Origin of the sequence: Cryobacterium sp. Y62, assembly GCF_002929785.1 — a bacterium.
GTDB lineage: Bacteria > Actinomycetota > Actinomycetes > Actinomycetales > Microbacteriaceae > Cryobacterium.
Genome location: NZ_PJJK01000111.1, coordinates 53,006 through 65,265 on the forward strand (window position 1 = coordinate 53,006; position 12,260 = coordinate 65,265).

Sequence of the window (12,260 nt, forward strand, 5' to 3'; positions counted from 1 at the left end):
GACTACTCGATCGTTTCCTCACGCAGGCCGAGCAACTCGGCAAGGTCGGCCACACTGTCAATGACCACGTCAGCCCCGGCAACCTCAAGGGTCTCGGTGTCATGGGTGCCCGTGCGCACGCCGACCACGAGGCCAGCACCCGCGCTCAGCCCGGACAGCATGTCGCTGGCAGTGTCTCCCACGACGACCATCGCGGCGACGCTGGACGTTCCGGTGCGCAACAGGGCGGTGAGCGGCAAGTCAGGATAGGGGCGGCCGCGACCGGCTTCGGCCGGGCACAGGCTCACGTCGATCAGATCGCTCCAGCCGAGCGCGTTAATCAGCATGTCCTGGGTTGCACGGGAAAAACCGGTAACCAGGGCAACTTTCAGGCCGTTGTCGCGCAGCTCCTGAAACAGGTCGGCCGCGCCGTCGACCGCCGTCACCCCGACCCGCTCGACAAGTTCGCCATAGGCGGTTTCAAAAACATTGGTGGCTGCTACGGCCGCCTCTTCGGTGTCTGTGAGTTCGCGAAAGACATCAAGCTTGGACTGGCCCATAGTTTCCCGCACGAAGGCGACGGCCTCGTCCAAGGCGTCGGCGGTGTCGGCGATGCCGCTGCGTTGCGCTGCCAGCACGAAGGCCCGCTCGACGAGGCCGTCATCGCTCACGGTCGTGCCGGCCATGTCAAAGACGACGAGTTCAACCTCGACGTCGTCCGGATCGAAATCATCGAGGTCCAGGTTTGAGTCCAGGTCGAAAGAGAGCGGTGCAGTACTCATGAAGTGCCTTTCAGGGAGGTGATCGGTGAGTCGCTGACAGTAGAAATGACGTGCTCGTCGAGGCCGGTTGTCATCCCGATTCCGGTGGTGGCCGACGCCAGGCGCGGCCAGGTCGTTCTGCAACGGTAGACAGACCACGCCAACAGCCAAGGCAACCCGGGTAACCGGCAGGTGAACGCGCCATGGCAATTGGGCTCCGTGGCACTCGGTCACCGCGCCACCTGCCGGTGAACGCGCCAGCTACACCTGACGCCTCGACCGACACTTTCGTGACATGCACAGTTTCGCGCCAACCCCGAGCGGTATCGTAAATCGCCGCACCCGATCAAAGGAGATCACCGTGTTCACGAGCCCCTACGCTCCAGTCGAGATTCCCGACCTCAGCATTTTCGATTTTCTGTTCGACGATTTGACCGAAGCCGAGCTCGAGCGCACCGCGGTGATTGACGGAGTCACGGGCGCGGCACTTAGCTATCGCACCCTGGTCGACCAGATCAGCCGAGTGGCTGGCGCTCTCTCGGCCCAAGACGTCGGCCCCGGCACGGTCATCGGCCTGCTCTGCCCCAACACACCGGAGTTCACCGCCGTCTTCCATGGCATTCTGCGCGCCGGCGCCACGGTCACCACCATCAACTCGCTCTATACGCCCGAGGATATTGCGCGCCAGCTAGTCGATTCCGGCGCAACTTGGCTCGTGACCGTCTCTCTTTTGCTGCCCGGCGCTCTCTCGGCAGCGCACGCTGCCGGCCTGGCGACGGAGTCGATCGTGGTGATCGATGGCGAGCCCGGGCATTTGTCGCTGGCTGATCTCTTACGAGCGGATGCAGCCCCGCCCGCTCTGAGCATCGACCCAGCCACGCACGTGGCGGTTCTACCGTACTCGTCGGGCACCACGGCGGCGCCCAAGGGCGTCATGCTCAGCCACCGCAACCTGGTCGCGAACGTGCAGCAAGCGCGGGACCTGATCGGCGTCGTGGCCGAGGACAAGGTGCTCGCACTGCTGCCGTTTTACCACATCTATGGAATGACGGTTCTGCTCAACCTCGCCTTCAAACAGCGGGCCGCCCTCGTAACGATGGCGAAGTTCGACTTCGTCGAATTTCTACGAATGATTCAAGATCACCGCTGCAGCTATGTTTTCATCGCGCCGCCGATTGCGGTCGCCGTGGCGAAGCATCCACTCGTCGAAAGCTACGACCTGTCGAGCGTGCACACCATGCTCTCGGGTGCAGCGCCGCTCGACGGCAGCCTCGCCGCGGCCGTCGCCACGCGACTGGACTGCCGCATTCTGCAGGGCTACGGCATGACCGAGGTCAGCCCCGTGAGCCACCTGATTCCGATCGACGCGTCGCACCTCTCGCGAGCCTCGGTCGGGGTGACCGTGCCGAACATGGACTGCAAGCTCATTTCGACCGCAACCGGCGAGGAGATCGAGATGCCCTCAGAGGGGGTGAGCGAGCCCGGAGAACTGCTCGTGCGCGGCCCCAACGTGATGCTTGGCTACCTGAACAACGAGCAGGCCACCCGCGAGACCATCGACTCCGACGGGTTTCTGCACACCGGCGACATCGCCACGGTGAGCGCCCTCGGCGAGGTGACCATCGTCGACCGCAGCAAGGAGCTGATCAAGTACAAGGGCTACCAGATCGCGCCCGCCGAACTCGAGGCGCTGCTGCTCACCCACCCGCAGATCGCTGATGCGGCAGTGATCGGGGCAGCGGATGCCGACGGCCAGGAGATACCGAAAGCCTTCGTCGTCACCGTGGCTGAGTCTGCTGTCACGGCCGAGGAGGTCATGGCGTACGTGACCGAGCGGGTCGCCCCACATAAAAAGGTGCGCGCAGTCGAGTTCATCGAGGTAATTCCGAAGTCGGCCTCCGGCAAGATTCTGCGTAAGGACCTGCGCGCACAGGAGCGTGCAGTGGCGGTTTAGCCGCCACGCCCCCGACGAGCGCCGGTGGCGGGCTCCTACCAGTCAGCCTGAGGTGTGGTGCACTGCCGCCCCAAAATCGGCGGCCAACCGCAATCACCGCGTCGGCCGCCGAGGTCGGCGATGGGTCAGCCGATGCGGATGAGTTTCTTGTTCACAAACTCGCTGGCACCGAAGCGTCCGAGTTCGCGCCCGAAGCCACTTCTTTTCACCCCGCCGAACGGCAGCTCTGCGCTGCCGGCGTCAACGAGGTTGACGTAGACCATGCCGGCCTCGATGCGGTCAGCAACTCGCAGTGCCTGCTCGGGATCGGTCGTGAACAGGTAAGAGCCCAGACCGAAGGGAGTGTCGTTTGCGAGGGTGACGGCGTCATCTTCTGAGACTGCCCGGTAGACGAATGCGACGGGGCCGAAGAACTCCTCATGGTACGTGTCGTTGTCTGGTGTGACGTCGGTGAGCACGGCCGATGGGTAGAAGGTGCCAGACCGTTTGCCCGTGCGCGCCAGCGTCGCTCCCTGCGCGACTGCGCGCTCGACCTGCTCCTCGAGGTGCTCGGCCGCGCCGAGGGACGAAAGGGGTCCGTAGTCTGCCCCGGGGACGGTCGGGTCGCTGGGAGAGCATGCCAGGATGGCGGCGGTGAATTTCTCCGTGAACTCATCGTAAAGTCCATCGATCACGATGAATCGCTTGGCGGCGTCGCAAGCCTGCCCGCCATTGCGGAGGCGACCGGCAACGGCGGCATCCACGGCGGCGGCCATGTCGTCGGTGCTTAGCAGAATGAACGGGTCTGATCCGCCCAGCTCCAGCACGACCTTCTTGAGGTGGCGACCGGCCACCTCGGCAACGGCCGCGCCGGCGCCCTCCGAACCGGTGAGGGAGACGCCCTGCACCCGCGGGTCGGCGATGATCGTGGCGACCTGCTCGCTGTCCGCGTACACATTGGTATAGGCGCCAGCCGGGAAGCCTGCGTCGTGAAAGATTTGCTCAATCGCCGCGGCCGACTCCGGGCACTGCGACGCATGCTTGAGGATGATCGTGTTGCCCGTCATGAGGTTCGGTGCGGCGAAGCGTGCAACCTGGTAATACGGAAAATTCCACGGCATGACACCGATAAGCACACCGAGCGATTTGGAGCGCATGAACGCGGAACCCTCGCCGCTGAGAAGGGTGATTGGTTCGTCCTTCAGAAATTCCTGCGCGTTGTCGGCGTAGTACCGGTAAATGTCGGCGGCATAGTCGACCTCGCCGAGCGCTTGATCGACAGGCTTACCCATCTCGCGCACGATCATGGCCGCAAGCTCGTCGCGGCGCTCCTCATGTAAATCACCAACCCTGCGCAGGAGTGCGGCCCGCTCGTCTGTCGAGGAATTCCGTGACCAGTTGACGTGCGCCCCGTCCGCCGATGCGATGACCTGCTCGAGTTCATCACTCGAAATCTGGGGGTACGTCTTGATGGTCTCGCCTGTGGCGGGGTTGATAACGGCGTGGTGGCTCACGAGCCACCTCCTTTCACGGGGCTACTGGTCCGGAGGAAATCACGTAATACGAGCCAATCATGTTCGCGGAAATTGTCAAGGCTAAGGAGGCCAGTGGAGTTGAGGCGCTAGTTTCAGCGCGTGCTGTCTTCTAATGACGGGCAGCTGCAGACCAAGCGTTGGCTCTGGACCTTATTCCGAGCTGCGCCAGAGACTTCTCGAAACCTGTACGCGATGCAGCCAATCGAAGAGAGCCGAGTCCCACAAACTGGGGCTCCTGTTCCAGGCAAGTGTGTGCGGCGCTGGGGGTGGCATGACGAGCTCGACCAGGCCAGTGTGGGCATCCACGAACTCCCGCGACAGGGCGATCGGAACGGAGAGGTCGCCAAAACTGCGCAGTACCAGCGGTGGGACGTCGAGGTCGGAGCTGTTGTCGATCCAGCCCTAAAATTTTCGACTGACGATGCTACGTTCGCTCCGGCGGATCACGGTGAGGATCGAGTTGCGGCTTGTTGATGTCATTATCGTTATGTCCGCTACAGATGGCGGCGCGCTATTGAATGCGCTGGCTAGATATTGCACTTAAAAAATGGGCCGTGGTTGTCCGTCTGGAGCATGACCGAGCCAGGCGAAGAGTATCAGCACAAGCGCGGTACCCGACAACACCCCATCTAAGAGGCCGGCGGGCAGCAAAAAGACCATCAATATTAGCGTCACGATGCAATTGACGAGGGAAAGCCCTAGTCCCCACAGCTGGTTCCGCAGCAGCCCGACCGCCCCGAGGACTCGTAGGACCGCGAAAATCCCGCTCATAGCCATTATGAGATAGAGATTGTCTTGCAAATAAGGAAGGGCGAAAACATAGGCATGTTCGGCAATAGATGCCTGCGGGATTTTGAGAACGAGGAGAACAAGAACTCCAATGAAAACGACCCCTTCCATAAGCACACCCTGAACAAGGAGCAACCCGGCCGCCCACCGATACTGCCGTCGCTGAGTTATATCCATTCCGCAACCTTAGCGGCCGCTTAGGGGACGAATAAAATAAGCGTAAGACGGGATCTCCGCGACTGAAGCCACGTCAATAGTTTGGAGCTGCTAAGTGGACTTGTCCGCCCGATCAAGGAACGTATCGATAATGCGCCGGAATGCTGCTGGCTGCTCAACCCACGGATAGTGTCCGCACGCTTCGACCGTCGCGGAGGCTCCCGCGGGAAACAAATGTGCCAGCGCCCGCACTGGTGCAAGGCCCACGAGGCAGTCCTCTGTCCCAGAAATCACCAGCACAGGGGCCGTCATCTCGCCTAGCCGTGCCGCGATGTCGTGTGGTGGAACGACGTCAAAAAATGCCGTCGCGGCGGCAAAGCTCCAGCGTCCGATTTTGGCGTGCGATTGTTCCGCGTCATCCCAATTGGCGTAACCAACGGCTGCTGAGTTCTGCTGCCAGGCGTTGAAAGCATCGTCATCGGATGTTTGCGGCCCGGCGTGCAAGGCCAACAGTGCCGCGTCGAAAGCGGAGTCTCCGCGCCGTTTCTCGATGAGAGTGTCAGCGTCCGGCGGCTCTTCAACCAAGTATTCTGCCGGCGGGGTGATCAGCACCAAGGCGGCAACGAGGTGCGGAAATTGCGCGGCGTACGCGATGGCCAGCCTTGTTCCGGCCGAGTGGGCGACGAGCACAACGCGCTCCAGGCACAGATGAACACGGAGCTGCTCCACGTCGTCAGCTTGCCCCCACCACGACCCGCGCTCCGCCGAACTGGGCGCTGTGGTCAGACCGACGCCGCGCAGGTGAGGCACGATCAGCCGGTGCTTATCGCTGAGTCCGGCCAGGTCGCCCAGGTAGCTGGGGTGGCGGGCCGCGCCTCCGGCTAGGAGGATGATTGGAAATGCGGCATCGGCACGCGCAATGTCATCGTAGTGAAGCGCGAAACCGTCGGAGCTTTCGTAGCGGGGCATGGCTCGACGCTACAGGAACCCTGGAGCCACCTCTTTTTGTTCGCAGCCAACGTCAACGAAAACGCTCCTCATCGAATTGTTGAACGCCACTGTCCATGCTCCACGCGGCGGCAAACGGCATCAGGGTCTCGATGGCGACGACGCGCACTCCCGCGGCGGTCGGGAGCAGCACCCGGATACCGGGGTAGTAGTCAAATAGAACCTGCCGGTCCCGCCCGCACGGGCCGACAACACCGCGCCCGTGATTGCCAACGGCCACGATTGTCGTGATGCCTCGCCCCCCGTTCGCGCGAGCGGCGCCGAGCGCGACCAGTTCGGCGCACGGTCCACCCGTGAAGTGAAACAGATTGACCCCGGCGAACATGCGCCCGTCCGCGTCACGAACGGCCGCGCCCATCGTGTGCGCGCCGTCTTCATAAGGGCCAGCATCCGTGTTCGCGTCGATCGCCCGCCGGGCGAGCTCGATGAGCTCAATGTCTTCGGCGGTCGGAACTTCAAGTTCAGCAGCGGCGTACATGAGGGCAATCCTACGGATCAAGGCGAATCGCAACGACGGACCCGCATCGGTTTACCGGACCAGCGCACTAGCTTCGGCGGGCGGGCGGGCGGATGACCGGTCGCAGCACAACCTGTGTCAACACGATTAGACGGGATGATGAATGTAAACTATCGGTCCTCATCCGACGTTTCGGAGATCGATCGTGACTAGGTTCACCGCTGGATCAGCGCTGGATCAGCGCGCAAACCTATTGGGCGCCCGTGCGATCACGCGCACGGCAGGACGCAGCGATTGAAAGCTCACGCAACTTCGGGGTGTACGAGACCGTGTCCAACAGGCAGGTCGCCTACGCGCGCGTAATCACCGACGGTGTCATGCTTGCCTGGCTCTGCCATGTCTCCGTTGACCCAGCAGTTCGCGGTCACGGCATTGGCAAGGCCCATTGCGGGGATCCTCGAGGAATGCGATCCTCTGGGCCTGAGGCGCATCGCCCTCTCGACCAACGATGCACACGGCTTGTATTTTAATCTCGGGTTCACCGCTTTGAACACCCCGAAGACGTGGATGGAGCGCATCGTCGACCCCGGCGTGTAGCTTACAAAAGACTATCTGCTGAACGCATGAGGCCCTCTTGACAGTTGGGCTGGCTCCGCTTTTCGCAACCGATATCGTGGAAAAATACTCCCACTGACCCCTTCGACTCCCCAAGATCTGAAGGCCGTGACCGAGTCCCTCCGCGTCGCTGATCTCACTCTCAGCGGGCTCGATTCGCCCTCTGTACAGTTGTGGACCGCCCGTGACACAGAAAGTGACCGCAGCGTGGCCGTGGATCCGGCCTTTCGTGGTCAGGGCGTGGGCCTCACATTGGCACGCTTTGCTCTTGATCGCGCAGCCGAAGCAGGAGCAGGAGCAGGAGCAGGAGCAGGTCGAGCCTGGCTTTTTAGTCGACGTTCTGGCCCGTTCTGGCAGAAAGTCGGATTTGTTTCAGCAGATAGCGACGAGCTCGCGGTTGCGCTCGCGTCAACGCATCAGGTGCGCCTCTTCTTCTCTGAAACCGGACAGCTCCAACGCGAGGTCGCCTGGAGTCGACTCCTCGAACGACGTTGACTGCCGGAGCGGGGGGAAAAGTAAGCAACAGTTATTGCGCAACAGTTATTGCGCAACGACTATTGCGCAATAACTGTTGCTCTTATAGCTTTATCGGTATGACCCGCCGCGACGCTTCACGCACCACGCTCAGCTCGGCTGCCTCCATGCGGGTTCTCGCGCATCCGACCCGGCTACGTCTGCTCGGTCTGCTTCGCGAGCGCGGCCCGCAGACGGCCACCCAGCTCGGTGACATCGTCGCTGAGGCCCCCGGCACAATCAGTTACCACCTCGGAAAGCTTGCTTCTATCGCCCTGATCGAGCCCGCTGAGGCTCAGAGAGCCGACCACCGCGAACGTTGGTGGAAGGCCATGACCCTTCTGACTAGCTGGGAGCCCGCCGATCTGCTCGACGACCCCGACAAGCTGGCGGCGTCCTCTGTTCTGCAGAAGTCCATTGCCCAGGCCTACGCCGCCCGTTTCACCGATTACATCGACGCGACACCTACCCTGCCGCGTGATTGGGTCGCCGCCGGCGCCAGCGGTGACCGGAGTCTTCGTCTCACCGTCGACGAGCTGGGCACTATGCGGGCCGAGCTCGAAGCCTTCGTCGACCGTTGGGTCGACGCGAGCGTCGCCCACAACTCCGCCACGGCCGATGGCGCCGAGCACGTGGTGCTCGTCTACCAGGCCTATCGCCGTCCCTGACTAAGACCGCCGATGAGGAGGAATGTCAAGGATGCGCGGCCTCGCGACCGTCGCGAAACCGGCGCCCTCTCGGCGTTGCTGGCCGCCCACGCGATCTCACAAACGGGCAACGTGATCACGGCCTTCGCCATCCCCTTCTACGTTCTCGCACTCGGCGGGTCGGGCGTCGAGGTGGGAATCGCGGCATTCTTCGCCACCGCCCCGGTCGTGGTCGGCGGGGCGCTCGGCGGGGTCGTCGTCGACCGAGTGGGTCACCGACAAGCGGCGATCGTTGCGGACCTCGTGAGTGGCGCCACCGTTCTGGCCATGCCGGTGCTGGCGCTGACAGTAGGGCTGCCATTTTGGGCGCTTCTCATCCTGGTGTTCGCGGGCGGACTTCTCGACACCCCGGGCCAGACCGCCCGACGCGTCATGCTGCCCGGGCTGACGATGCGGGCGGGCGTGCGAATCGAGCAGAGTGTCGGGCTCCTCGACGGTTCTGAGCGTTTAGCCAAGCTGATCGGCGCCACAATCGCCGGGCTTCTCGTCGCGCTTTTGGGACCGGTCGTGGCCCTCTTCGTCAACGCGGCAACATTCGCCGTTTCGGCGCTGTTGACCTGGGCGTTCGTGGCAGCCGCGCCCGCCGCCGCCAGGCTCAGCAACGAAAGTGCTGACGCATCCCACACCTCCTATTGGGCCGACTTGGCCGAAGGCTTCCGCTTCGTCCTCCACGACCCGCTGATGCGGTTGGTCGTTGGCCTCGTGCTGGTCACAAACCTGCTCGACGCCGCACGCGGGTCGACCCTGATGCCCCTGTACGCGAACGATCATTTAGGCGGCGCCGCCGCGCTCGGCCTGCTGGTCGCGGTCCTGGGCGGTTGCGCCCTGGTGGGCAACGTGGCCTTCGGCTTCGTCGCTCACCGGATGCCCCGGCGCGTGACCCTCTCGGCCTGCTTCGCCTTGGCTGGCGGCCCATCGAGCGCCGCCTTCGCCGTCGGTGCGCCGCTGCCCGTGCTCGTCGCAATGACCGCGCTCTCGGGTCTGGCGGCTGGAGCGATCAACCCGATCCTCGGCGCGGTGGAACTCGAACGCGTTCCCGAACACATGCGCGGCCGGGTGTTCGGCCTGATCAACGCCGGTGCGTGGGCGGGTGTGCCATTCGGCGCCCTGCTCGGCGGCATCGCCGCTGACACGATCGGCCTAACAGTCGCCTTCGGCATCGTCGCGATCGTCTACACGCTCGTCACACTGAGTCCATTGTCCGGAGGAGCTTGGCGACAAATGGAACGGCACCCGGCCGTGGGGGTCGGGGCCATCAGAAAAGGATGACGGTCTCTCATGGCCATCCTCAAGGGGTGGATCGACCGAGTCTTTGTCATGGGAGCTGTTTTTGGCGGCGATCACGGCCTCTTCGACCAAGCGGTCCTGGTCGGCCGCAAAGCAGTTCTGCTCATCACTACCGGAGGATCACCGGACTCGTTTGGTCAAGACCGCCAATTCGGCGCCTCACCACGCACCTATTCCACATACATCTTGGAATGCCCCGCTTCGTCGGCGACGACGTTCTGGAACCGATCGTCACGCACGGACCAGCACACCTGGACGTCTGCAATCGCACGGCCGCACTCTCAGCGGTTCATGACGCGTTCGAACACATCGCGACACGAGCCGCCTTACCGCTCGATACGCCCGTCCGAGATTTAGCGCTCTAGCAAGAGCGCTCACTTTCCACTCCGGAATCCGCAAGTAGCGGCGTGCATTGCGCCCTCCCCACTCTCGCAACGACCTTGGAGGAACCCTCTCTGGTGCTGCCTGGTCAGTCGATCACTGCCGCCACGACTTCGATTTCAACGAGCTGATCCGGGTGGCCGAGGGCAGTAACACACAGTCGTGTGCTTGGAGCGTCATGGGCGCCGAATGCTTTGCGACGCTGGCTCACACTGGCCCGTAGGCCGAACCTCTGTCGACACCATCCTGAGCTGGATCGATCTACTCAAGGTCCACGACTGGCTGTCTACGGATGAGTTCTGGGCCCCTGGTCGCTCCCTAGAGACCGTTCAGCGTGCAGCCGACGGCTCTCTGAATTTTGAGGTCTACGACAACACTGGTCAGCTCAGCGGATGCTTCTCTCCACGCTGGATCCGCACGGCCTTTACAAGCAAGCGGGATACGTGCCGTTTTCGGAGCCACACAAACTAATGAGCTCACTCCCTGCGAGCCCAGGGCCCGCGAGGTAGGAAATCTGACGGGCTGTCTCCCGATGCAACACCTCAGGATCAGCCCCGTCTAGAGCGTTCATGATGAGCCGGCCGTGTCCACTGCCGCGGACCATGGCCGTGAACTCCCAAGGATTCTCACCAAGCTCGTAGGACGAGAGGTAAAGGCGTATGCCCTCATTGTCCCGCCTCCGACGGGGACGGCGGTCGGGATCTGGCTCAGCGCGCCAGAGAGGCAGCTTCGTGCCGATGCGGGGTCCACACGTAGGGTGTCGTGGTCGTGAGAGTACTGAATCCGAGCCGCCTGAGGATGGGTTCGCTGTCGTCGGATGCGTCCACCTGGAGGTACTTCACACCTCGATCATGTGCGATTTGAGCTCGCCGCGCGACGAGCGCTTTGTAGATTCCTTTTCCTCTCCACGCAGGAAGGGTTGAACCGCCCCACAACCCAGCAAAATCCGTACCCTCCTTGACGATGAGCCACGCGGCAGAAACGACGTGGTCGCCGGCTTCAGCGAAGAAAACGACAATGTTGTCCGGCGAGGCTTCTATCTGCTTGAAAAGGTCGTCCGCAAGCCAGCTGAAATCCTCGTTCCAGACTGCCGATTCCATCTGTGAGATTCGCTCGAGGTCGCTTCTCGCGTGAACCGTTCGCAACACAACCCCCTCGGGCAGTACCGTAGCGACGGCCATGAGCTCCGCGTCGCCGACCATGATGGTCTCGACTTCCTCTGGAATGAAGCCAGCTTTCTTGAGGTGCTCAGGGATGTCCGGCGGGTGATCATGACCCCTGGTCTTCCACTCCACAGCTTCACCCCGGCGGGCGAAGAAGTCCCGATTTTCCATGATGAGGCGGTCCAATGCCACGCCGCCGACGTGCAGCGTCTGTGCGGTCTCGATGAAGCCGCGGTTCTGCCCTGCAACGCGCAAAAGGCGTCCGTCGCTGTGGAATTCCTGTCCTGCCGGCGGGTGCTCCGGCACCTGCAGTCGAAGCTGGGCGTCGTACAGGGCCAGAAGCCGAGTCTTCGTTGTCATCGTGATGAGCCTAAGTGGGCCGCGTTGCAGATCGTTCCCTCGACCGCCGTTCGCTGCGATCTGGGTGCGGTGAGTAGCTGATACATGAGGTGGTCTTGCCACCGACCCGCTATTTTCAGGTATTCGGGTGCCGTTCCATAACGCACGAAGCCCACGCGTTCGAGGACTCGTTGAGAACGCGCGTTCGGGATCAGTGTCTCAGCCTGAACCCTGTGCAGGCCCAACTCTTTGAATGCCAACGCGGTCATTGCTCGAACTGCATCGGTGGCATAGCCACGTCCGTTGCTCTCTTGGGCGACCCAGTAACCCATGTTGCACGACTGAAAGGCGCCGTAAGTGATGCCACTGAACGTGATCTGACCTACAACCTGCGCATCCTCGTCGAGAATCACGTGTGGCAAGGCCTCGCCCCGGCTCTGCCGAGCGAGCGCTTTTTCGACTTCCGCCTGCTGACCGGCCACCGTGAAGTAGGGATCCGCGCGGACTGGGTCCCACGGAGCAAAGAAGGGCCGGTCAGCTAGCTGAAGGTCGGCAAGTCGCTCTACATCGTTGACGGATATGAGACGAGTAGTCGCAGACATTCATGAATGCTCCCACACGGTACTCAAATCATCCG

At 62.5% G+C, this 12,260-nt stretch carries 13 protein-coding genes; 6 read left to right on the plus strand and 7 right to left on the minus strand.

Annotated elements, in window-relative coordinates:
- Positions 1-2: 2 nt before the first annotated feature.
- A complete protein-coding gene (locus tag CXY71_RS12240; protein WP_104135882.1) occupies positions 3-761 on the minus strand; it encodes a phosphonatase-like hydrolase in 759 nt (252 codons plus the stop codon).
- A gap of 340 nt (positions 762-1,101) precedes the next feature.
- Here CXY71_RS12240 and CXY71_RS12245 point away from each other — a divergent pair, with 340 nt between their 5' ends.
- A complete protein-coding gene (locus CXY71_RS12245; RefSeq protein WP_199184293.1) occupies positions 1,102-2,694 on the plus strand; it encodes an AMP-binding protein in 1,593 nt (530 codons plus the stop codon).
- Between the two features lie 125 nt (positions 2,695-2,819).
- On the opposite strand, the gene CXY71_RS12250 is transcribed toward CXY71_RS12245, so the two are convergent.
- The 4 genes from CXY71_RS12250 to CXY71_RS12270 form a co-directional block, all read right to left on the minus strand.
- Positions 2,820-4,187, minus strand: a complete 1,368-nt coding sequence (locus CXY71_RS12250; RefSeq protein WP_104135884.1) for an NAD-dependent succinate-semialdehyde dehydrogenase — start codon at positions 4,185-4,187, stop codon at positions 2,820-2,822.
- A 561-nt stretch (positions 4,188-4,748) separates the two neighbouring features.
- Complete coding sequence (locus CXY71_RS12260; protein WP_233204612.1) at positions 4,749-5,174, minus strand: hypothetical protein; 426 nt, start codon at positions 5,172-5,174, stop codon at positions 4,749-4,751.
- Positions 5,175-5,264: 90 nt separating this feature from the next.
- Positions 5,265-6,122, minus strand: a complete 858-nt coding sequence (locus tag CXY71_RS12265) for an alpha/beta fold hydrolase (RefSeq protein WP_104135886.1) — start codon at positions 6,120-6,122, stop codon at positions 5,265-5,267.
- A gap of 52 nt (positions 6,123-6,174) precedes the next feature.
- Positions 6,175-6,639, minus strand: a complete 465-nt coding sequence (locus CXY71_RS12270) for a cytidine deaminase (protein WP_199184294.1) — start codon at positions 6,637-6,639, stop codon at positions 6,175-6,177.
- 375 nt (positions 6,640-7,014) lie between these two features.
- Between CXY71_RS12270 and CXY71_RS22075 the strand changes: the two genes are divergently transcribed.
- The 5 genes from CXY71_RS22075 (at position 7,015) to CXY71_RS22665 (ending at position 10,097) form a co-directional block, all read left to right on the plus strand.
- Entirely contained in the window at positions 7,015-7,215 is a 201-nt protein-coding gene (locus tag CXY71_RS22075; protein WP_233198510.1) for a hypothetical protein, read from the plus strand.
- 126 nt (positions 7,216-7,341) lie between these two features.
- Complete coding sequence (locus tag CXY71_RS12280) at positions 7,342-7,728, plus strand: GNAT family N-acetyltransferase (protein ID WP_368665884.1); 387 nt, start codon at positions 7,342-7,344, stop codon at positions 7,726-7,728.
- A 98-nt stretch (positions 7,729-7,826) separates the two neighbouring features.
- A complete protein-coding gene (locus CXY71_RS12285; protein ID WP_104135888.1) occupies positions 7,827-8,414 on the plus strand; it encodes a helix-turn-helix domain-containing protein in 588 nt (195 codons plus the stop codon).
- Positions 8,415-8,426: 12 nt separating this feature from the next.
- Positions 8,427-9,722, plus strand: a complete 1,296-nt coding sequence (locus CXY71_RS12290) for an MFS transporter (RefSeq protein WP_104135889.1) — start codon at positions 8,427-8,429, stop codon at positions 9,720-9,722.
- Between the two features lie 48 nt (positions 9,723-9,770).
- Positions 9,771-10,097, plus strand: a complete 327-nt coding sequence (locus tag CXY71_RS22665) for a hypothetical protein (protein WP_368665885.1) — start codon at positions 9,771-9,773, stop codon at positions 10,095-10,097.
- A 731-nt stretch (positions 10,098-10,828) separates the two neighbouring features.
- Here CXY71_RS22665 and CXY71_RS12310 read toward each other — a convergent pair.
- Positions 10,829-11,644, minus strand: a complete 816-nt coding sequence (locus CXY71_RS12310) for a GNAT family N-acetyltransferase (RefSeq protein WP_104135890.1) — start codon at positions 11,642-11,644, stop codon at positions 10,829-10,831.
- A complete protein-coding gene (locus tag CXY71_RS12315; protein WP_104135891.1) occupies positions 11,641-12,225 on the minus strand; it encodes a GNAT family N-acetyltransferase in 585 nt (194 codons plus the stop codon). The genes CXY71_RS12310 and CXY71_RS12315 overlap by 4 nt, the downstream gene beginning before the upstream one ends.
- Between the last annotated feature and the right edge of the window lie 35 nt (positions 12,226-12,260).

Coding starts and splice junctions, on each gene's coding strand:
- CXY71_RS12240 (WP_104135882.1), bottom strand. CDS start 761: ATGAGTACTGCACCGCTCTCTTTCGACCTGGACTCAAACCTGGACCTC.
- CXY71_RS12260 (WP_233204612.1), bottom strand. CDS start 5,174: ATGGATATAACTCAGCGACGGCAGTATCGGTGGGCGGCCGGGTTGCTC.
- CXY71_RS12265 (WP_104135886.1), bottom strand. CDS start 6,122: ATGCCCCGCTACGAAAGCTCCGACGGTTTCGCGCTTCACTACGATGAC.
- CXY71_RS12270 (WP_199184294.1), bottom strand. CDS start 6,639: ATGTACGCCGCTGCTGAACTTGAAGTTCCGACCGCCGAAGACATTGAG.
- CXY71_RS22075 (WP_233198510.1), top strand. CDS start 7,015: ATGTCTCCGTTGACCCAGCAGTTCGCGGTCACGGCATTGGCAAGGCCC.
- CXY71_RS12285 (WP_104135888.1), top strand. CDS start 7,827: ATGACCCGCCGCGACGCTTCACGCACCACGCTCAGCTCGGCTGCCTCC.
- CXY71_RS12290 (WP_104135889.1), top strand. CDS start 8,427: ATGAGGAGGAATGTCAAGGATGCGCGGCCTCGCGACCGTCGCGAAACC.
- CXY71_RS22665 (WP_368665885.1), top strand. CDS start 9,771: ATGGGAGCTGTTTTTGGCGGCGATCACGGCCTCTTCGACCAAGCGGTC.
- CXY71_RS12310 (WP_104135890.1), bottom strand. CDS start 11,644: ATGACAACGAAGACTCGGCTTCTGGCCCTGTACGACGCCCAGCTTCGA.
- CXY71_RS12315 (WP_104135891.1), bottom strand. CDS start 12,225: ATGTCTGCGACTACTCGTCTCATATCCGTCAACGATGTAGAGCGACTT.